General features: G+C 67.8%; 15 protein-coding genes. 4 read left to right on the forward strand and 11 right to left on the reverse strand.

Annotated elements, in window-relative coordinates; genetic code table 11:
• From fxsT to BS329_RS14340, 4 genes are all read right to left on the reverse strand, one after another.
• Positions 1–4,389: an FxSxx-COOH system tetratricopeptide repeat protein gene (fxsT, locus tag BS329_RS14325; RefSeq protein ID WP_084749695.1), complete on the reverse strand. Its 4,389-nt coding sequence runs from the start codon at positions 4,387–4,389 to the stop codon at positions 1–3.
• A 1-nt stretch (position 4,390) separates the two neighbouring features.
• Positions 4,391–5,470 carry an AAA family ATPase gene (locus BS329_RS14330; RefSeq protein ID WP_076160648.1) on the reverse strand — a complete coding sequence of 360 codons (1,080 nt, stop codon included), beginning with the start codon at positions 5,468–5,470 and terminating at the stop codon, positions 4,391–4,393.
• Positions 5,471–5,483: 13 nt separating this feature from the next.
• Positions 5,484–7,295: a VMAP-C domain-containing protein gene (locus BS329_RS14335; RefSeq protein ID WP_076160651.1), complete on the reverse strand. Its 1,812-nt coding sequence runs from the start codon at positions 7,293–7,295 to the stop codon at positions 5,484–5,486.
• 181 nt (positions 7,296–7,476) lie between these two features.
• Positions 7,477–8,190 (reverse strand): S1 family peptidase, encoded by a 714-nt coding sequence (locus tag BS329_RS14340; protein ID WP_076160654.1) that lies wholly within the window; start codon positions 8,188–8,190, stop codon positions 7,477–7,479.
• 536 nt (positions 8,191–8,726) lie between these two features.
• On the opposite strand from BS329_RS14340, the gene BS329_RS14345 reads away from it, so the two are divergent.
• The gene (locus BS329_RS14345; protein WP_076160656.1) at positions 8,727–9,914 is read left to right on the forward strand and encodes a GNAT family N-acetyltransferase; all 1,188 of its coding nucleotides are present in this window, start codon (positions 8,727–8,729) and stop codon (positions 9,912–9,914) included.
• A gap of 79 nt (positions 9,915–9,993) precedes the next feature.
• On the opposite strand, the gene BS329_RS14350 is transcribed toward BS329_RS14345, so the two are convergent.
• Together BS329_RS14350 and BS329_RS14355 are read right to left on the reverse strand one after the other, a co-directional pair.
• Positions 9,994–11,172, reverse strand: coding sequence for an MFS transporter (locus BS329_RS14350; protein ID WP_076160658.1), 1,179 nt, complete (start codon positions 11,170–11,172; stop codon positions 9,994–9,996).
• Between the two features lie 177 nt (positions 11,173–11,349).
• Positions 11,350–11,844 (reverse strand): MarR family winged helix-turn-helix transcriptional regulator, encoded by a 495-nt coding sequence (locus BS329_RS14355; RefSeq protein ID WP_076160660.1) that lies wholly within the window; start codon positions 11,842–11,844, stop codon positions 11,350–11,352.
• 198 nt (positions 11,845–12,042) lie between these two features.
• Here BS329_RS14355 and BS329_RS14360 point away from each other — a divergent pair, with 198 nt between their 5' ends.
• Positions 12,043–13,248, forward strand: coding sequence for an acyl-CoA dehydrogenase family protein (locus BS329_RS14360; RefSeq protein WP_076160663.1), 1,206 nt, complete (start codon positions 12,043–12,045; stop codon positions 13,246–13,248).
• A 95-nt stretch (positions 13,249–13,343) separates the two neighbouring features.
• Here the strand turns inward: BS329_RS14360 and BS329_RS14365 are convergent, their stop codons facing one another.
• From BS329_RS14365 to BS329_RS14380, 4 genes are all read right to left on the reverse strand, one after another.
• Positions 13,344–14,291 (reverse strand): sporulation protein, encoded by a 948-nt coding sequence (locus tag BS329_RS14365; RefSeq protein ID WP_076160666.1) that lies wholly within the window; start codon positions 14,289–14,291, stop codon positions 13,344–13,346.
• A gap of 119 nt (positions 14,292–14,410) precedes the next feature.
• Entirely contained in the window at positions 14,411–15,754 is a 1,344-nt protein-coding gene (locus BS329_RS14370; protein ID WP_076161092.1) for an erythromycin esterase family protein, read from the reverse strand.
• A gap of 191 nt (positions 15,755–15,945) precedes the next feature.
• Positions 15,946–16,797 carry a dioxygenase family protein gene (locus tag BS329_RS14375; protein ID WP_076160669.1) on the reverse strand — a complete coding sequence of 284 codons (852 nt, stop codon included), beginning with the start codon at positions 16,795–16,797 and terminating at the stop codon, positions 15,946–15,948.
• A 78-nt stretch (positions 16,798–16,875) separates the two neighbouring features.
• Positions 16,876–17,781, reverse strand: coding sequence for an AraC family transcriptional regulator (locus tag BS329_RS14380; protein WP_076160671.1), 906 nt, complete (start codon positions 17,779–17,781; stop codon positions 16,876–16,878).
• Between the two features lie 352 nt (positions 17,782–18,133).
• On the opposite strand from BS329_RS14380, the gene BS329_RS14385 reads away from it, so the two are divergent.
• On the forward strand, positions 18,134–19,330 hold the full coding sequence (locus BS329_RS14385) for a glycosyltransferase 87 family protein (protein WP_076160674.1): 1,197 nt from the start codon (positions 18,134–18,136) through the stop codon (positions 19,328–19,330).
• Positions 19,321–20,067, forward strand: a complete 747-nt coding sequence (locus BS329_RS14390) for an SDR family NAD(P)-dependent oxidoreductase (protein WP_076160676.1) — start codon at positions 19,321–19,323, stop codon at positions 20,065–20,067. The genes BS329_RS14385 and BS329_RS14390 overlap by 10 nt, the downstream gene beginning before the upstream one ends.
• Positions 20,068–20,398: 331 nt before the next feature.
• On the opposite strand, the gene BS329_RS14395 is transcribed toward BS329_RS14390, so the two are convergent.
• On the reverse strand, positions 20,399–21,595 hold the full coding sequence (locus BS329_RS14395) for an FAD-dependent oxidoreductase (RefSeq protein WP_076160679.1): 1,197 nt from the start codon (positions 21,593–21,595) through the stop codon (positions 20,399–20,401).
• Between the last annotated feature and the right edge of the window lie 5 nt (positions 21,596–21,600).

Here is a 21,600-nt window from a genome sequence, read left to right on the forward strand (position 1 = left end):
CTACATCAACATCGGGTCGATGTCGCAGTCGGCACGGGTGCCGCGGCCCGCCGCCTGCGTCCCCGGGTGGGCCTCGCCGAGAACCTGGCGGTATTTCACCAGAATCGGGTCACGGTACGGCGCGGCCTCCTCGTCCCGGCCGAGAGCGGCCAAGTCGAGTCCCAGGTTGAAGGCCGCGGCGAGCACGGAGGGGTGGTCTTCCCCGAGCTTCTGCTTGCCACGCTCGACAGCGTCCCGTCCCAGTTCGACCGCCCTGTCGTATTCACCCAATGCCGCGAGATCACTTGCCAGGTTGATCGTGGCGACGACGGCATAGGGGTGATCCGGGCCGATGGTGCTGCGGAAATGCTCGAGCGCGCGCTCGTCGAGGACGCGGGCGGCCGCCGGGTCGCCCAGCAGCCGCAGCGTCACCGCGAGGTCGACGTTGGCCGCGAGAGTGTGCGGGTGATGCTCGCCGAGACCACCCCGGTACCGCTCGAAGGTTTGCTCGCCGAGCTTCTTCGCCGCTGCCAGATCACCCGAATGACGAAGGTCGATCGAATGGGCGAGCGCGCAGGCCATCGTCGTGGCGTGGTCGTCACCATAGGCGAGCCGGAACCTCTTGAGGGCTTCCGTGGACAGGCTGAGCGCGCCCAAATGGTCGCCGTCCTTCCGCCGGGTGATCGACAGCATGAGGGTGTTGCCGGTCGCGTCCAGCTGGTCCGCGCCGAAACGGGCGTAGAAGTTCTCCGTGAGCCTTTCCTGCTGGACCCGGGCTTGGCCGTACTCGCCCGCCTCACGCAGGTCCACGATCAGCGCGCTGTTGACCCCGAAGGTGCGGACATGGTCCCGGCCGAGCACCTCGATCCGCCGCCTGAGGGTGTCCCGATCCAGTTCCAGGGCCTCTTGGTAGGCGCCGGCCAGCCGGAGGCTGATCGCGTGCTGGTACGCGGCGTAGAGCGTCTCCGGATCGTCCTCGCCGAACATGCGCTTGGCCTTGTGGTAGATCTCTTCGCTCAGTTTGGTCGCCGCCGCGAAGTCACCCTGTGCGCGGAGATCGATCGTGATGTTCCGCTGGAGCGCGAAAGTCTCTTCGTTCTCTTCGCCCGATATTTGAAGTCGCAACGCGAGGGTGCGCTGGTTGAGCTCCGCGGCTTCGGCGTACCGGCCGATCGCCCAGAGATAGAGACCGAGCCTCGATGACACTTCGAGTGTCTGCGGATGAGTGGGGCCGAGGGTGACGGTGAGCTTCTTTCGCGCTTCGAGGCCGAGCCGGGCCGCTTCTTCGTGGTCGCCGTACTCGAACAGATAGCGCATCAGGTTGATATGGAGCTGACGCGGCCAGTCGTCGTCACAATCCAGCACTTTCGCCGCATACGCGTGCGGCAGCAGTTCACGGTAGCGCGACCAGTGCCTGCTGGACTCGGGGTCGTTCGGGTCCAATGCGGCGAGCAGCTGATGGGCGCCGTGCTGCATCCGCGCGTGCACCTGACGGGCCATGACCCGGTTACGCAGGACCAGCTGGACCAGACGGTGCAGCTGGAGGGTGTTGTTGCCGTGGTCGATCTTGGCGAGGCCGTATCGGTTGATGTCACGGATGGCGCGCGCCAGTTTGATCGGGTCACGCAGCGCGGCGTCGAGTTCCGGGGAAATCGACACCCGGCTGACTCCGGTGAGCAGATCACGCGAAATCGGTTCCGGGGAAAAGAAAGCACAGATGTGCAGGATCTGATGAGCCGCCGGGTTGCGGGTCTTCAGTTCCTCGAAAGAGACGTTCCACGCCGCGGCGACGGAAACCTCGTTGTCGGGCGCCGAGGCGGTATCGAGGATTTCCTCGACCGACTCGTCGAACAGGCGCAAGTACTCCTGCACCGGCATTCCGGTCACCGCGCGCCAAGCCGCCGCCTGTTCCACGGCCAAGGGCAGATCGCCGAGCTTTTCCGCGAGTTCGTCGGCATCGGCCGGGTCGATCTCCGGCCCGCGGCGCCCGAGCAGTTCGACACTTTCCGCACGCTTGAACACCGCCAGCTCCAACGGGCGCGCGATACCCGCCCAGTCGGAGTTCCGCGACGTGATCAGGATTTCGCCGGGACCGTTGCGCGGGAAGAACGGCAGCACGGTCTCCGGGCTCTCCGCCGCGTCGAAGATCAGAAGCCAGCGGCGGAACGGCCGCCCGGTCCGCAATGCCTCGATCACCGCCGGTACCGCGACGTTGGCCTCAGCCGCGCCCTGGAGGCCGAGGATCCCGGCGAGTTCGGTGAGGCCTGCCCGGATCTGCGTGGTGTGCGCGGCGTCGATCCACCAAACGAGATCGTAATCCTGCAGATGTCGATAAATATACTCAGTGGCCATCTGGGTCTTGCCGATACCACCGAGGCCGTGCAATGCCGAAGGGAGCACGGCTGTGGTGCCGCTGCTCAACCGCTTGGTGAGCTGCTCGAGAAGTTCGTCACGGCCGGTGAAGTTCGGATTGCGCGGAGGCACGTTCCCGAATACCAAGGGCGGGTCGTCGGCCTGACGTGCCGGGAAGCTCCGGGCCGTATCCGAAGCGGAGGGATGCGCGATCCTCGTCGTCGGTTCATTCGAATCGGGTTCGCCGAGATGGGACGAACGCCCCTCCGTCCGTTGCGTCGAAGCGGGGGGCTTTTCGGCCAGCTCAGGCATCTTGGGGCTCGCAGTCTCGATTGAGGTCTTTGTCGATCCGGGTTCGAATACAGGGGGCCCTTGCCGCTGTATCCGATCGGCCCGCGATAGATACGGGCCCGAGAGAGCGCGCAGGAGCGCGCTCTCCAGCTCAACGTCGGCCGACGACTCGTGGGTAAGAATCGGATCCGGCGTGTTGTGCGGGTCGGCGATAGCGTCTCGGAGGTGGCCGAGCAGCGGAATCCGTTCACCGAAATGAGTGGCCGCCACTCGTACGACGCTCGCCGTTTCCGAACGCCGCGCGCCACTGAGCAACAATTCACGGACTGCCTTGGGAAAGGCGAAGAGCCCACCTTTGTCCCAAGTGGACTGCCCTTCCTTAAGTCCGGGAGAGTACATGATGCCCGAAACAAGGAGTTCAAGGAGGTGCTCAAGACCCGCTTCCGGCACAAAGCGTTGTCCCACCACCTTGACGACGTCCAGGCGGACCGGTACGGCCGCGAGCAATTGAGCCAAGCGTAGCGCCGGCGGCGACGCCACGCTCCTGAAATGCCGAACCCTTTCGAAAGATGACAAAGTTACCGACGGGTCATCGGGTTCGGAGTGAGAAATCCGTTCCGCGGTGAGCACGACCGTGCCTTCGGCCGCGCCGGCGTCTTCGCCGGTCATCAGCCCGGCCCACCAGGCCAGCGCGCTCGGCCGCAGTTCGAGCACCGGTATCGGCACGGTGCCGTCGGGCACCGCCGAACCGGGTTCGAGCCAGGCGTCGGCGAGGTCGAGGCCCCAGCGGTCGTTGGGGGTCAGCGCGTTCGGCACCCGCAGCCGGGCCTTGCGCGGGCTCATGCCGCAGCGTCCCCACAGCCAGTGCGGGAGCAGATGCACGATGCTCACCGGCATCGTACGGCCCCAACGCGCCAGAATCGGGTACAGCGCGTCCTTCTTCTGCCAGGCATCGCCGACCCCGTCGGTCAGCAGGAGGACGACGCGCCGCCCCGAGGAGTCCAGGATCTCGTTCGGGTCGCGGGCCGGCCCGCCGGGCGTGCCACCACGGAGAACGAGATCCTCCTGGCCATTGTCCTTCGCGGTTTCCAACAAGCGGACCTGAATGGTGCGAAAAGCACCCACGCGGTCGAGTAATTCGACGAACGCCGACACGCGGGGGTGCCACAACGCCATCGAAGGGCCGTTGTCCACGACGAGCGTCAAGTCCAGCCAGCGTTCTTTTTTCGATCGGGTGACCGGCCACCACCGTCCGGTCTCGGCTGCCCGGACGGCAGTCGCCTCTTCGTCCAGGACCACCGAATGAGATCGCCGGGAGACGGTCTCGCGTTTCAAGGTTCTCAGCGCACGGAAATACTTCAGCGACTCGGGTAGCGCGGAACCACCGGTTCCCGTGCTGTCCACCGTCGGTTCGGGCAGATCGGCGGGTACGGTGCCGATCTCCGCGTCGCTGTCCCCTTCGTCCTGTCCTGCCGGCTGGACGGCGGAGGCCTGAAGTTCGCTCGGCGCGGTCGGCGGATCGCCCCGGCGTTCCGGAGGTTGGTTGCGAATCCGGACGTCGTTCCCGGGGGCGGGCTCCGGCTCCTCGGCGGCAACGGGTGCGGGCGGGCGCGCGGGGGTGATGGCCGCGGCCAGCCACACGATGTCCGCGACATCGGTCCAGCTCAGGTCTTCGAACTCGAACCGCTTGGCATCACTGGGAAAGTCAGATGCCCGTGCCGCTGCCCGGACGGCACGCGAATCGGGGGCACCGCCCGGCCCACCCATGTCACCGCACCGTCAGTCGTTGCCAGAGGGCATCCACCAGCCGCGGCCATGCCTCCTGATCCGGCTGGTACGCGCCGGAAGTGGCCAGGTACACGGCATCGAGCAACCTGTCGGTGGGCAGGCCGCCTTCGGCCTTGCTCCGTTCGGCGAATTCGCGGATCAGGCTGTCACGGTGTTCGCCGTCCTCGCCGACCAGGTGACTGGCCACGATCGCCGCGAGCTGGTCGTGATCCGGGTTCTCGATCCGCAATTGCAGGCATCGGCGCAGGAAAGCGGGCGGGAACTCCCGCTCTCCGTTACTGGTCATGATGACGATCGGGAAAGCGTGACAGGCGACGCGGCCGTCACGGACGACGGCGGTGCGCTGCGGGTCCGCGGTGTGCACGATGACCTCGGGGTGCCGGTTGCGCGCCCTCGCCAGTTCCTCGATGGTGAATTCGCCGTCCTCGAAGATCGACAGCAGGTCGTTGGGCAGATCGGCTTCGGATTTGTCGAGTTCGTCGATCAACAGCACGCGCGGCAACCTGCTGGGCAGGAACGCCGTTCCCACCGGGCCGAGCCGGACGAAATCCCCGATCGGTGGCTCTTCCGCTTCTTCACCGGTTTGGGCCTGTTCGGTCGCCGCGGCCTGGACCCGGCCGATCGCGTCGTAGCCGTACAACCCGGAACTCAGCGCGGTATGGCTGGTGATCGCCCAGCGCAGCACCCGCCCGAGACCCAGTTCCCTGGCGATCCGATAGGCGAGGCTCGACTTCCCGGTGCCCGGATTCCCGGTGACGAGCAGCGGACGCCGCAGGAACAGCGCGGCGTTGACCAGATTGAGTTCGCCGACGTTCACGTCCTGCTCGGAAAGGGTGAACGCGGTGCCGAGACGGCGCTCCACCTCACCGTCGTCCGGTGGTGGCACGTCGTGCTCCGGCGGGTCCCCGCGATAAGCACGCCACGGCGGTGGAGCCGGAAGGATCTGCGCGAGGTCGATGTCGTGAATCGGCCTGCCGGTGCCCCGATAGATCCACCAGTCGGGGGCTTCCCGGGGCGTCGTCCGGCCCTTCACGGTCGCGTCCTGGTCGTTCACGCTCATCCGCGGTCTCCCCCTACGGTCGAGCCGGGATCAACGGTTGGTCGAGAACGATTACCCGATCCGGGTCGTCCCACATTACCACCAGATCGTGAGCCAGGGATTTCTTGACCGGTACGGCAGCACCCGAATTGGCGAGTTTGCGGCGTTGTGGCAGTTCCCGCAAACCGTGCCGGGTGGCCAATACCCAGTCCAGCAGCTCGCGCAGGCTCTCCGGCCCGGCGTCCGGATGCCACAGGATCACCGGCAGGCCGCTGCGTAGGGCACTCGTCAACTCGTCCGGCGCGGCAGCCGGTTCCACTTGGGTTGACGGCGGTTTCGCCAGCACCAGCCCGACCCAGTGCTCGTTGCTCAGAATCGCGTCGATCGGGTGATCCTCGAACTCCGCGCAGCCGGAATAATGCAGCCGGTCGGGTGATGGGTCTTTCCCCATCGAGTCCCAGCGAACGCGCCATTCGCGATGCCAATGCTTCGCCCGCATCCTTTCCAGTGATCTTATTCCCAGCTGGTACCCGTACCGCAGCGGCTGAGGCCTGCCCGTGCCGTGTTCCTTGGACCACCGCTGCACCGGCAAGGTGATCAAGGTGCGCGGCAACAGGAATTCCACCGACGCGGACACACTCTGACCGGACCAGACTCCTTCAGTCTCTAAGATGACTTCATCGACCTCGAACTCGACCCTGTCTATCGCTATTTCCCTGACTCCCGCCAGTGCGGGGGGCCACACTTCCGGGTCATCTTGACGCCAGAATGCGAGAGTGCACCGGGTCGGATCCGCGGAAACCGGTTCCAGCATGATCATCAAATGGAGATGGGGGTTTTCCGGAATGGGTGGCCTGGTCCGCCGTTGATGGTCGAGCGCGGGCACGAGGCGCAGCGAACGTGCCTGGCTGTCGATCCAGCCGAGGAGCATAGCGCCCACCCCGCCGCCGACATGTTCGGCCAGCAGTCTCAGGAATGTCACGGAGGGCGGGATTCCGTCCGGGCCCGCGTTGAAATCGGTGAGCAGACAGAACACGTCCCAGGCGTCGGCACCGCTTTCCAACCGGGGCACCGAAATGCCGGGGCCGAGCGCTCGGCTCATCATGACCGCCAAATGGGGGACATCCATTCGGGTCAAGCGGCCGTGCAGCTCAGCCAGCTCCTTGCGCGGAATCAACTCGAGAACATCGCTGTTCAAGTCGACGGGAAGCCGGTCGGCGAGAGGTTCGGGTTCGGCTGGGCGCGGTTTCGGGACGGGTGCGGCGAGTTCACCGTGTAGTCGTAAATAAGCCGTTCCGGTGAAGGTCTTCACCGAAACCGGTATCGGCCGGTACAACTCGGGCAGCAGGCCCGGATCCGACGCGATGACGTCGCCGAAGAACCGCTCCGACGCGATGAACGCGATCATTCCACCGGCTTTCGCGAACGCGTCCTTCGCCGGCTGGGCGTCCAGGATGCGGAAAGCGGTGTCGACCGCCTCGCCGACCCATCCGTTCCCGTCGTTCAGCACCTCGCCGGAGTTGAGACTCACTCGCAGCCTGATCTGCGCCTGCGGGGTCCGCGTGTGGTTGTGCCGGACGAGGGCGACCGACATGCGGTCCGGTAATCGGTCGACGACCAGGCTTTTGGTCGTGCCGGGCGGTAGCAGGATCAACGCGCCGTCGCCGCGATCCTCCCGCGCGCAGGAATCGAAGTCGACACCGCTCTCGCCGAACGCGGTCTTCAGCACCTCGTACATGCCTTGGCGCACGGCCAGCCGATCGAGTGGGTTCCGATCCGGGGAGGTGAAGCCCTCGACGTCCACGACGACGATCGTGCGGTCGAGAGCCTGCGTCGATTGCGCCATTGGCCCCCTCCCAAGGTCCACGGCGCCGACCCACCGGCGCCGACCGCCACATTATGCGCCGATCGCCCCGGACTTGCGTATCAGATGACAAATAAGTCAGCGCTTTTCCGTGCCGGTGATTTCCTCACCATGAACGGAGCCCTCCCCGACCGCGCCGGGGAGGGCTCCGTGTTCAGGGGGGTCAGACGCCGGCGACCTGCTGGATCCAGGGGCGGTAGCGGGTGATGTTGGTGTAGGCGGTGTTGTTCGACCGGTCACTGGTCGAGGCGACGCCGACCTGGCGCCCGCCGGAGAACATCGGGCCGCCCGAGTCACCACCGGCGGTGATGCCGTCGACGCGGTTCGCGCACACCGCGACACCACCGTTGTAGTCACTGCAGTTGACCGAGTTGACCCGGACGGTGGCGACCTTCAGATAGCGGGACTGGCAGTTGATCTCGGACCCGCACTGACTGGTCGCGCCCCAGCCGTACACCTGGACGTTCTGACCGACCGCGACACTGCTCGTGGTGCCGAGCGGCGCGTAGGTGGCGTTGACCGAACTGGTCAGGCGGACGATGGCGAGGTCCGCGCTCGCGTGGCGGGTGATGGTCGACGCGGTGGCCATGGTGCCGCCGCTCTGCTGGTCGAGACTGCCGATCCGGAAGGTGTAGCTGCCGCTGCTCGCGACACAGTGCTTCGCGGTGAGGATGTACTGCGGCGCGATGATGGTCGCACTGCAGTTCTGCTGGCCGTTCACGAACAGCCGGGCCGCCCAAGGACCGCTCTGCGCGTACTGGCCACCGATGATCATCGGCTGCGCGCCGGAGGGCTCGGCGGCGGTCGCGGGGGCTGTCGAGCCGAGCAGCGCCATGAAGGCGGTGCCTGCCAGCAGGACGAGGGAGCGCAGTCGCATGTTCCGACTCATTTCTGCGGCCGATGCACAGCCGCGTCAGTGGGGACCAACGCGCTGATTCTGTGTCGTGCCAACGGAAGCCGAACACCGACGAAAGTTTGCGTGGGCTACCTATTTATTTCCATGACGGCTGTGGACGTTATTTGAGTATCCGGCGAAGATCATTAGGTAGTGCTTCACTCGCCGAGCAGGCGCCACGCGAGGGTGATCCTGGCCCTGGTCCGCCGGGCTCGTTCAGGTCGACGGCCAGGCTCTTCCCGACTTGCGCGAGCCGCCGCGCGACGCTGTGGTGCAGGTGCAAGGCGTCGGCGGCCTGGCGTACGGAACCCGTGGCGCGGAAACATCGACTACGCGGTCCGCCTGACGCACGCGAGTGTGCCGGTCGAACCGCACCAGCGGCCCGGCGCCTTCCCCGGGTCGCGGGCGATCCTGTCCGCCGACGTGTCGCGCCACCAGATCGCCGAGCTTGGCGACGTCCTGCGCCCGGGCCCCACAAAACGCTTGACCCGGCCACGGGGCGGCGATGCACTGTGCCGATGGAGATCCGTGCCACCACCCACGAGGACCACGACGTCTTCGTCAACACCATGTTCGCCACTTTCGCGGAGTTTCCGGAACCTCCGCTCAAGACCTGGTCGGCCCTCGAACTGGACCGCGGCCTGTTCGCCGTGACGGCGGACGGACGGCCCGTCGGCACGGCCGCCGCGTACTCCTTCGAGCTCACCCTCCCCGGTCAGGTCATCGTCCCGGCCGCCGGGGTGACCGCCGTCGGCGTCCTGCCGACGCACCGGCGCCGGGGCGTGCTCACCGCGATGATGCGGCATCAGCTCGCCGAATTCCGGGCACGGGGTGAGATCCTCTCCGTGCTGCTGGCCTCGGAGGCCCTGATCTACCGCAGATTCGGCTACGGACCGGCGACCTACACCCACCGGCTGACGGTGCCGCGCCGCGGGGCCGCCTTCGCCGCCGGTGATACGGCGCCCGGCGCGATCGAACTGCTGCGTCGTGCCGACTGCGGCGAGATCCTGGAAGAGGTCTACGACCGGTACCGCCGCACCCGGCCCGGCGCGCTGTCGCGTCCGCACCGATGGTGGGCCTCGGGGGCGGGGCAGCCCCCGATCTCCACGGCGCCGCGCTACGTCGCCGTTCACCGTGACGCCGACGGTGTCCCGGACGGGTATGCCAGCTATTCGCGCACCGAACCCGGAACCTTGACGGTCGACGAAACCATCGCCGCCGACGACGCGGTCTCCACGGCCTTGTCCCGGTTCGTACTCGAACACGACCTGATCACCCAGGCCGTGTTCAAGCAGTGCCCACCCGACCATCCGCTGCGCTGGCAGCTCGCGGACTTCCGCGCCGGGGAGGTCAGCGGCGACACCGACTGGCTCTGGGTGCGGCTGCTGGACATCCCTCGCGCGCTCACCGCACGCGGCTGGTTCACCGACGGCGAGCTCGTCCTCGACGTCGACGACCCGGCGCTCGGCGAGCACGGCCGCTACCTGCTGACCGTCCGGGACGGTGCGGCCGAGTGCGTCCCGACGGACCGGGAACCTGACCTGTCCCTGGACGTCAGCGACCTCGGGTCGATCTACCTCGGCGGAACCGCCCCGAGCTTGCTCGTCCGCGCCGGGAACATCCGGGCCCACCGCCCGGACGCGCCCGCGCTCGCCGACGCCCTCTTCCGCGCCGAACGTTCCCCGCACTGCCTGCACTGGTTCTGACGCCAGTGTCGCGTGATCGCCGTCCAGTCACGGGTGATCGCCGTCTGATCACGGGTGAGACCCGCGGGATCACGCGACGCTAGGCCGTGGCCCGGCGGGTGCCGACCGTGAACAGCAGGGACGCCGCGGTCAGCACCACGCCGAACCACACCACGCTGGTGAGGCCGGCGTTGTCCGCGAGCAGCCCCGCGAACAACGCGCCGAGGGCGATGGAAGTGTTGTAAGCCAAGGTGTTGAGCGACATCGCGGCTTCGAACGTGTCGGGGGCGGAATTCTGCGTCATGGTGAGCTGGCTCAGCTGCACGACACCGTAGGACAACCCCCAGAGCACCAGCGCGATCATCACCCCGACCTGTCCGTGGCCGATGGTGAGCAGCAACACCAGCGACACCACGAGCGAGACGGCCCCGACCGTGAAACTCGCCAGCACGTTCCTCGACACGAAGTATCCGGCGACGAAGTTCCCCGCCGCTCCCCCGACGCCGAAGACGATCAGGCACACCGTGATGAAGGTGGGTGAGGCCGAGGAAGTGCCTTCCAGGAAGGGACGGATGAAGGTGTAGACGCCGAAATGCCCGAGTACGAACAACACCACGGTGATCAGGACCGAACGCAGGCGCACGTTCACCCGCGGCAGGCTGAAGACCTCGCGGACCGGAACCGCGTTCACCGACGGCAGCGACGGCACCAGGACGAGGACGGCGAGGAAGACCAGGACACTGAGCCCGCTCCAGATCAGGAACGTGGTCTGCCAGCTGGTGAGACTCTCCAGGATCGTGCCCAGCGGCATGCCCAGCACCGTGGCGATCGAGATCCCGGACATCACCACCGCCGCCGCCCGGTTCGCGTGGCGGTCCGGGACGATCCGCATCGCCATGCCGACGCCGATGGCCCAGAACGCCCCGTTGGCGAAGCCCATGACGAGCCGGGTCGCCAGCACCAGCGGATAGCTGGGCGCGAGTGCGGTGATCAGGTTGCCGACGGCCAGGATCGCGAGCAACGTGGAGAGCAGGACGCGCCGGTTGATCCGTCGCGTCCACGCGACGATGAACGGCACGCCGAGCCCGGCCGAGACGCCGTAAAGCGTGACCATCAAGCCGACGACGCCCACCGGGATGCCCAGGCTGGAACTCACCGGCGTGAGCAGGCCGACGGGCATCAGTTCGGTGGTGAGGAAGACGAACAGGCTGGCGGTGATCGCGGCGACCCCGGCCCAGCCCTTCACTGTCGAATGCGCGCTTTCGGTTTGGGTGACCATTTCTTCTCTCTCGATTCACGAGCATGACGAAGAACCCCGGCGGGACCGGCGATTCCGGCCGCGGGGTGCTTCATCCCCAGGAAGATCGCGGCACGCGGGACAGCCCCGCGAACCTCTTAGCGCTAAGCTATTCGATGCTTAGCGCTAAGTCAAACGGGTGACCGAAGGCGGCGAGCGTCAGTCCTCCAGAGCGACGTCTCCCAGTGACCGCAACAGGTTCCGCAGCAAAACGGCGAGTTGGTCCCGTTCCTCGGGGCTGACCGCGCTCAGGAGCCGGTGCTCGGTGTCGACGTGGTCGGGCAGCGCCCGGTCGATGAGTTCGCGGCCTCGCTGGGTGAGGTCGACCAGCACGCGGCGGCCGTTCGTCTCGTCGGGCGCGCGGGCCACCAGGCCGCGTTCTTCGAGACGGTCGAGCCGCTGGGTGACCGCGCCGGAGGTGATCATCGCCGAACGCATCAGGTCGGCCGGGGTCAGCGTGCCGGCGCGGCGCAGGGTGGCCAGCACGTCGAACGAGGACCGGTCGAGGCCGTGCCGCGCGAACGTCTCGCGCAGTTCGGCGTCCAGTACCCGGGTCAGCCTGGACAGCCGGCCGATGACGGCCATCGGGGAGACGTCCAGGTCGGGACGGGCTTCGGCCCACTGGCGGAGAATGTGGTCAACGTGATCCGGCACGCCCGGAGATTACCCCGGTCTCAGAGCGCGGACGTTCGTTGACACCCCGTAGTGCCACTGCTCTACTCGGACGCAGGGAAGGCACTCTCTGTACGGCCTGACGCAGTCTCCGCGTTCGCTCTGGGATACACCCGGGAATTCCGGGCGCTCCACCCTGCCCGAATTTCCCATTCACCCTCGCACAGAACGGAATTCAGCATGACCACGACCGAGAACCGGGTCCGGTCCGCCACGGAATGGCTGGCCGTCGCGAAGGACGTCGCCGCGCAACTCGCGGTGGACGCGGCCGAACGCGACCGGAAAAACGAAACGCCGTACCGGGAAGTCCAGCTGCTCAAGGATTCCGGTCTGGTGACACTGCTCGGCCCGGTCGAGCACGGCGGTGGCGGACAGAGCTGGGAGACCGCCTACCGCGTGACCCGCGAGGTCGCGCGCGGCGACGGGTCGATCGGTCAACTCCTCGGCTACCACTACCTCTGGGCCTGGGCCGCGCGACTGGTGGCGACCGACGAGCAGGTGGCCGCGGTCGAAGAACTGTACACCCGGAACAACTTCGTGTTCGGCGGCGCGGTCAACCCGCGTGACGCCGATCTGAAGATCACCGAAGACGGCGACGAGATCGTCTACAACGGACACAAGTCGTTCTCCACCGGCAGCAAGGTCTCCGACCTGACCGTGCTCGAAGGCATCCACGATGGCACCGAGGAGCACGTTTTCGCCATCGTTCCGTCCGAACAGGACGGTATCGTCTTCCACGACGACTGGGACAACATCGGTCAACGGCTCACCGAGTCGGGCAGTGTGACCATCACCGACGTACGCGTCCCATGGGCAGGCGCGGCAGGCTACGTCGACAAGAAATTCCACCCGCTCACCTACAACACGCTCAACGTTCCGACGATCCAGCTGGTGTTCGCCAACTTCTACCTCGGCATCGCGCAAGGAGCGCTGGAAACCGCGCTGGCCTACACCCGTGAGCACACCCGCGCGTGGCCGTACGGCGGCGACAACAAGACGTCCTCCGGTGAGGAGTGGTACATCCTCGACGGTTACGGCGATCTCCAGTCGAAACTGTGGGCCGCCGAAGCGCTCGTGGACAAGGCAGGAGCGGCGATCTCGGCCGTCCTGCACGCGCCGCGCGAAGAACTCACGCCCGAGGCGCGCGGCGAGGTCGCGGTCCTCATCGCCGCCGCCAAGCAGCGCGTGATCGACACCGGACTGGAAATCGGGACGAAGGTCTTCGAGCTGACCGGTGCCCGCGCGACCGCCACGAAATACGGGCTGGACCGCTTCTGGCGGAACCTGCGCACACATTCGCTCCACGACCCGGTGGCCTACAAGCGCCGCGAGGTCGGAGCTTACGCGCTGCTGAACGAACTCCCGGAACCCACCTGGTACACCTGAGCCCTGCCACTTTGCGCGTGAAGGCCCCTTCCCTCGGCTCAGCCGAGGGAAGGGGGCCTTCACGCGGGATCAGGCCAGGGCGCCCTGGAGCCGTCTCACTCTTCGAAGACGTCCTCCACGACCTCGCCAAGGATCATGCCGCCGACCACACCCGCCGCGGCACCGGCGACCACTCCGCCCATCCCCGGGCCACGCCTGTCGTGATGACCGTGGTGGCCATGGTGGTCGTAGTCGTGGTGCCCCTGGTGACCGCCGAACATGGCGTGCCCGCCGCCGGATTCGGCGACGTTGGCCAGCCAGCCGTCGATGGCCGCCGCCCAGTCGGTGCGCAGGGCCTCCTCGTGCGAGACGTGGAAACGGCCGAAGGTGTCGCCGCCGGAGCGGAACATGCCACCGCGTTTGTCGGCCTCCAGCACCACCACCAGCTCGCCAGGACTCGCGACGAAGGTCAGCTCCACCTGGCTGACACGGCCGGCGTAACGCGACGGCGGGAAGAACTCGATCTCCTGGAAGAACCCGAGTTCCTGCCGGACACCGTGCAGGCGCCCGGCTTCGACGTCGGCGCTGCGGAAGGAGAAGCCCAGTTCGCCGAACGCCTCCAGCACCCGGTCCTGCGAGTCCAGCGGCCCGACCAGCACCGGGTCGAGGTCACCCTTGTCCGGCGCGCCCGCGATGACGAGTTCGGTCCGCACGCCGACGACCATGCCCGGCAGTTCACGTCCGCCGACCGCGCTGATCGGCGTCTCCCACGGCAGCGCGATCCGGAACGGGACGGTGGTCAGCTCCCCCGCCGCCACCCGCACCTTCCGGCCGGCGCTGACCCGCAGGAACTCCGCGGTGCCGGCACGCTCGTGGTCGCCGTGCTCGACCTCGACCCTGGTCACCAGCGAAAGCAGGATCTCCTCGATCTGGGCGTCGCTCGAACCGCCCTGGATGCGGACCTGGCCGGTGATCACCTCGCCGGGCACGGCGTGTGGTGAGTCGAGCACGGTGTCGACGGACGGGCCGCCGACCCCGAAGGCGCTGAGCATCCGTTTGAACATCAGGGATTTCCTCCGCTGGGTACTGGAACAAGGGTGCCGGAACACTTCGACTACTACCGAGATTCGCCGTGGCACGCCAGGCAAATCGGGTTAAGACCCCCTGAACGGGCGCGATGTCACTACTTTCTCGGCTCGGCCTGACGCACGTCGTGCAGGTGGATGACGACGTCGTAGGAACGCCCGAGGGAGATGGCCGCGGGGTCGACGGGGAACAGCGTGCCGATGGTGCGGGTGGGCCGGGCGGTGTCCAGCCAGGTGCGCGCGGCGGGCGGCGCGGTGCGGACGTCGAGGTAGAAGTCCTGGAAGCGGACCTTGTCGAGGGTGTCCTCGTTCGAGCCGGGCGGCGCGGACGGGACGGAGAACCGCTTCCAGTCCCCGCCGACGGCGGTGTCCTTGGACAGGAAGGAGCCCTGGTCGAAGCTGAACCCGATCGGCAGGTAGTCCCTGCCCAGCGTCTCGCGCAGGAAGGCGCCCTGGGTCTTCGGGTACAGCGCCGGGTTGTCGGAGACGTAGGAGACGTGACCGTTGTGCGCGGAGAGCAGGACCTTGTGGCCGGTCCGCCGCTGCCACCAGGCCACGTTCTCCGCCATCGCGCGGTCACGCAGGATCTGCGCGGCGGGCAGCGACTTCGGGTCCGTGAGGTCGACGGCGAGGAATCGGGCGGTCTGCGCGACGAACTTGGCGTGCTGCCGGGTCCAGTCGAGGGAGTCGATGCCCGTCAGGCCCTGGACCAGCTCGAAGGCTCGCTCCGCCTGACCGGCGAGCCGCTGGCGCTCGTCGAGGGGCTTGCGGAGGTAGGCGAACGCGTCATCGATCGGGCGAAGGCCGGTGTAGAGCTGATTCAGCCGGGGCAGCGCCGCCGGATGGTGCTGCCGCACGTAGTCGGTGATCTTGGCGAAGAACGCGTCGTTCACCGAAGGCGCGCCGAGGTCGTCTCCGACGAAGTGCACGGTGCGGCCGGGATGGGCGCGGTTGTAGTCACGCATCCACCGGATCAGGCTCACGAACTCCTCGCGGTCCCAAGGGGAACCGGTCAAGGTCCGCTTCGCGACCTCTCGCGCGTCACCCCTGCCTGTCTGGACGTACTCGTCGATCTCGAGACCGGCGGACCAGCTCAGCTCCAGCGCGAAGGCCCGGAATCCCTTTTCCTCGACCAGGTGGCGGAAGACTCGCTCCTTCATGGTGAAGAACTCGTGGGACCCGTGGGTGGCCTCGCCGAGGCCGACCACCTTCGCACCGCCGATCATCGTGCCCAGCGCCCGCAGGTCGGCCGTGTTCCGGCCGGGTTCGGTCGAGAACAGCGGATGCGCCGCCCGATCCAGCGACCGCACCGGGTCCCGCCAGGCCGTCTCCGCGGGACTCGCGAAAGCCGGGCTCGCCGGCGAAGCGAGCACCGCTCCCGTCACGACCACCGCGGCCGCCGCCAGTCCCCGTCTGCCCCAGTGCCTTTTCGTGTCCGTCATGTCGTCCACCCTTCACTCGATGTCGTTGGCGATCATCGCCCGCGCATCGAGGGTGGCGCGCTGTAGCAGGACCCCGACTTCGGATGGGGGAAAACCCCACCCCGCGAAAAGCGGGTGGACCCCGCCGCCGGGGTGTGGGTCCCGGCGGCGGGAGTCCACCCGCGTTTATCTCCCTCCGCAGCGGTTGCTCGTCACTCCGCGCGCCACAACGCGGGCGTGGACGGCGGCTCCCAGCCAGGCTGGGCCGTGTGCCCCTGCAAGCACACATAACCGCGACCGCTGAAGGTGACCCGGGCGCCCGCGGAATAGCCGGTTCCCGCCGCCCAGGTCGTCCCGCCGGGCGGGTTGGAGGTCGAGGTGGTGGGCGGATTCGACGTCGTCTGCGTCTGCGTCGGCCGGGTGGTCGACGTCGGCGTCTGCGGCACGTTGAGCACGAAGTCGAACGCGGCCTGCTTGGCGGGAGGCGCGTCACGCACGGTCATCAGCAGCCGCGGGTCGAAGATCGAGTCGGTGTTGTTGCGCGGCTCGTTGGGGAAGTAGAGCTGCGTGGTCAGCACCCGCCCGCCCGGCGCCTGGACCTTGACGTGAATGTGCCGCGTACGACCCGGGTACAGGCCGGGCACGATCGTGCTCAGCGTGAACGCGCCCTGGTCGTTGGTGAACTGGTGACCGCGGAAGGTGTACCCCACGTTGTCGTAGGCGCCGTTGACGTCCGCCTGCCAGAAGTCCAGCAGGGCCCGTGCGATCGGCAGGCAGCCGAGACCGAAGACGTATCCGGAGACGGTGAGCCTCGTACCCTGCGTGTTCGGCGTGACCAGCGAGGTGCGCTGCGGGGAATTCGGCTTGAAATAGGGCCCCTCGGTCTGCGCCGGGGTCGGGTCGTCGCCGTCGTCACAGGACGGGGTCAGCTCGGGTGTCTGGCCGGTCGCGACGGTGGTGCGCGCGAGGGCGGGGCCGCCGATCAGCGCGACCGGCGCCGCGACGCCCGCGGCGAGTGCGGCTTTCAGCACAGTCTTTCGGCTGAGCTTCTTTTCTTCGTCCATACCTGCTCCTCGTGGGGGCTTCGGGAATCACCCTCGACGGTATGGAGAAGATCAGCTGCGGACGATGGACTGGTGTGGTCAGTCGTGGTGAATCTCCGGGGGCGCGTCGCCGGTCCGGCGGTAATCACCGGGACTCAATCCGGTTTCCCGCCGGAAGAACCGGCAGAAATAGGCGGGATCCGCGAATCCCACCCGGCTGGCGACCTGCCGCACGGTGAGATCCGTGCCGAGCAGGAACCGTTTCGCTTCCCTCGTCCTGGCCTCACGCATCAGTTGCGCCGCCGTCCGGCCGGTCGCCGTCTTGACCGCGTCGGTCAGGTATCCCGGGGTGACCCCGATGCGTTCCGCGAGCGCGCCCACCGACCAGAGTCCGAGATCGGGTCTGCCGAGCAGCCGGGTGAATTCCGTTCCCACCGACTGCGCCCTGGCCGGCGGACGCGCGTCCGCCAGTCCCGGAAGCCGCCCCGCCCGCACGATCAGCACGTGCATCAAGGCACGCAACACCGATTCGGTGCCCTGGCCGCCACAACGGAACTCCTCGTCCAATTCGGCGACCAGCCGCGCCGTCTCCTCGGCCGCGCGTTCGTCGAGCCGCCACGGCTGCTGACTCAGCCGTCGCAGGGTTTCGCGGTCCGCCGGATGCTCGAGAAGGAAGTCGTCGGTGAACAACACGACGAATCCGGTGAGATCGCGGGCATCCCAATGATGCACCTGCCCCGGTGTTATGACCGCGAGTTGTGGTGGTCCCAATTCCCAGCGCGTGAAATCGACGACGTGGTCACCGGTACCGCCGGTGACGTGGACGATTTCGTAGAAAGTGTGCCGGTGCGGGAAAGACGCCCGCGACATCGGGCCGATCGTGTCGAAAGTGCCGACTGTGAACGGCAGGGCGTCCGGCGCGCGGACCTCCAGCCGGTGCAATGGCAATTCGCCAGCCTTCGGCTGCAGGCAAGGCGTCCTCGGCAACACCGTTGTTCCACGCATGGACCGGTCCCTTTCACCACACTGGGGATAAAAGTCTAGACCAATATGCGGTGCCACCGCTGCCGACGGAAGTCGCTTGATCGAGCCGGATCGGCCTGCGATCCCGGCCGGGGACAGGTGCGGACGCCGGCGCTTTTGCCTGACCTCAATCGACAAGCCGTGCATCAGCGCCTGCCTCGGGGTCCCCCGCCGTGGTCGTTCCCGATGCTCACCACGGCGATACGTCGGCCGGCGTCGCGTGATCAGCCCCGTCCGGTACTCGGGCAGGTCTGGCGGCGTGAGCCCGGCGGGCGCGGTGGGCCCGGCCCGGTACAGTCGGATCCCTCACCGCCGTTGAAGGGTTCACCACGCGATGTCTCCTGCCTCGTCGCGCGGGCGGTCCTGGTGGTCGGCCGGCGCGCTCGCCGCGCTGGCGGTGGCGTACGTCGTCGCCATGCTGACGGCGGGCAATTCCCACAGTGACCTGGAGATCTACCGCTTCGGCGTCGACACCCTGTGGAACGGCGGCGACCTCTACGGCGCGTTGCCGCTTTCGGACGCCGGAATCCCGCTGCTGTTCGTCTATCCGCCGTTCGCCGCGCTGATGCTCACCCCGCTGGCACTGGCCCCGTGGCCTGGCGCGGTGTTCCTGTTGTTCGTGCTCAGCCTGGCCGCGCTGGGCGTCACGTTCCACGCGATCACCCGCACGCTGTGGCCGTCCGGCGACCGGTGGAAGGCGCTGCTCGTCTCGTCGGCGGCGATCACACCGGCGCTCTTCCTGGAACCGGTCCGCCAGACACTGGGCTTCGGCCAGATCAACCTGCTGCTCATGGGGCTGGTCGCGGCGGACTGCCTGCTGGCACGGGGCCGCTACCGCGGGATCGGCGTCGGCCTCGCCGCGGCCGTCAAGCTGACCCCGATGGCGTTCCTGTTGTTCTTCCTGATACGCAAGGACTTTCGTGGCGCGCTGACCGCGATGGGCACGTTCGTGGCCGCCTCGGCCGTCGCGTTCGCGGTCGCCCCCGAGGCCTCCGCGCGCTACTGGTTCGGCGGGCTGGCCGGAGCGTCGGGGATCAGTGGCACCTCGTTCCACACCAACCAGACCCTGCGAGCCGTGCTGGCGCGGTTCGGAGTCGATTCCGCCGCCGCGAAGCCGTTGTGGCTCATCCTGACCGGCGTGCTGCTGGTGCTGGTGACGCTGACGATGTACCGCTCGGCGGTGGTGCCCGCGCTGCTGCTGAACGCGGCCTTCGCCCTGCTCATCTCGCCGACGTCGTGGTCACACCACTGGGTGTGGATCGCCCCGGCGCTGTTCACCACGGCGGCCTGCGCGGTACTGCACCGCCGGAATCACCGCCGGGCCCTGGCCTGGCTCGCTGTCACGGGGGTCGTCGCCACGATCTTCGTCACCGCGCCGTTCCGGTACTTCCCCGCCTTCGACCGGCCTGGGCAGACGTGGACGGCCACCCAGCAGTGGCTGGGGAACTGCTACATCGTCGCGGGTCTGGTGTTCGTCGCCGTTTCGGGCGTGCTCGCACTGCGGAAGCGACAGGGAGACCCATGGATCTGACCGGCACCACCACACTCGTCACCGGGGCCAGCGGCGGCATCGGGCGGGGAATCGCCCTGCGTTTCGCCGAAGCGGGCAGCGCCGTCGCTGTGCACTACCACCGCGCCGAAGCCTCGGCGCTCGCTCTCGTCGAACACATCGAGGCGGCCGGAGGCACGGCCGCCGCGTTCACCGCCGACCTCACCGACGACGGCGAGTGCCGTCGGCTCGTGGCCGCCGCCGCGGCCTGGACCGGACGGCTGGACACCCTGATCAACAACGCCGGCGTGCAGCCGGTCGAACCACTGCCGGGGATGTCGGCGGAAAGCTGGCGTGCCGTCCTCGACGCGAACCTCACCAGCGCGTTCTCGTGCACGCAGGCCGCGGCCGAGGTGATGAACGGCGGCAGCGTCGTCCACATCGCCTCGATCGAGGCGGCCGGGCCCGCACCGGGACACGCGCACTACAGCAGCGCGAAAGCCGCCCTGGTCATGCACGCCCGCGCCGCCGCACTCGAATACGGCCCGCGAGGTGTCCGTGTCAACGCCGTCTCCCCTGGGCTCATCGACCGTCCAGGACTCGGCGCCGCCTGGCCGGAAGGCGTCCGCCGCTGGGAACAGGCCGCCCCGCTGGGCAGGCTCGGCACCCCCGGTGACGTCGCGAACGCCTGCCTGTTCCTCGCTTCGCCGCTCGCGGCGTGGATCACCGGGCACAACCTGACCGTGGACGGAGGCGTGTCCGCGCGCCCCACCTGGTGATCACGGCGCAAGGAAGGGGGCCTTCACGTACTTCAGGTGGGCAAAGGCGGCACCGGAAGCGTCGTGGGGTCGTGAGCGGTAAGGATGAGCAGTGCCAACGGTGTCCTAGGGCGGTCTCGCGTGATTAGCGGGACGACTCACGTGATGGGATGGACGACACGCGTGTCCAGAGGGACAACTCGCCGCGTAGCCCGGCCACGCGCGTGTCGTCCAGCCCGCCGTGAGGTCTCCTCGCGACTGCCTAGTGGCCGTGTCGCGAAAGCCACTTTCGGGACATCAGACGTCGCGAAAGTGGCTTTCACGACACCCAGGTCCTAGGCCGAGCCGTGCCTCACCGGGTCCGGATCACGGCCCCATGCTTCGGATTCGTCACCAATGCCGTCGACTTCCCCGTGACGGCAGCCGCGAGCGGACGTTCGAGGCCCGGAAGCCGTGCCACCCCGAGGAAGACCCGGCGTGCCTGGAGCAGGAACCGGTTCGCGGGCAGGAACCAGCGCGCTCCCCTGCGGGCGACCTGCTGCTTCTCGGTCACCACCGGGCGGAGCAGCTTTTCGTACTCCGCGAAGGCGGCTTCGGTCGAAGGCGTCCGGGTGAGTTGTTCGGCCAGCACGAACGCGCCCGCGATTCCCAGGGAAGCGCCTTGACCGGCGAGCAGCGAGACCGCGTAGCAGGCATCGCCGACGAGAACGACTCGACCGCGACTCCACGACGGCATCTCGATCTGCGCGACCTGGTCGTAGTACACCTCTTCGGCGGGTGGACAGAGATCGAGCGCCTTCGGCACCGCCCAGCCGAGCGAACCGTAGGTCGCGCGCAACGCCGCTCGCGCGTCGTCCGGCAGGGCCGGATCCGTCACGCGGTGCACGGCGAACGCCGCGAGTTTGCCGTCGCGGAGACCGTAGAAACCCATCTGTGTCCCGATGGTGTCGGTCAGGCAGAACCGCTCCCCCACCCACTCACGGATCTCTTCGTCCTCGAAGACGAACGCCGCCGTATGGAAACCGAGGTGCCGTAGGAACCCGCTCTCGTCACCGAAAACCAGCCGCCGCACGGTCGAGTGAATCCCGTCGGCGCCGACCAGCAGATCGGCTTCGAGTGTCTCACCATCCGCGAGCGTGACCCGCACCCGATCGCCGAGATCCTCGACTCCGGCGACCCCGGCGCCGAACCGGATGTCCACTGTGGACGGCAGAGTGGTGCGCAGTACCCGTTCCAGGTCCGGCCGCATGATGCTGCACAGCCTGCCGCCCACGGATTTGGCGAACCGGACATAGTCGATCGCCGCCCGGCGGCGTCCCCGATCGTCCAGCAAACTCGCTTCGTCCACCCGATACGCCGCGGCTTCGACCTGTGGAAGCAGGCCCATCTCCTCGGCCGCGTCGAAACCCGGCCCGAAGAAGTCGATCATGTAGCCCTGTTCCCGAGGGCCCGCGGCACGCTCGAGCACCACGACCTCGACATCCCGCGCCGCGAGCCGGTGCGCCAGCGCCAGTCCGGTGATCCCGGCACCGCAGATCGCCACCTTCATCGAGG

Source organism: Amycolatopsis coloradensis (assembly GCF_001953865.1).
Classification (GTDB): Bacteria; Actinomycetota; Actinomycetes; order Mycobacteriales; family Pseudonocardiaceae; genus Amycolatopsis; species Amycolatopsis coloradensis.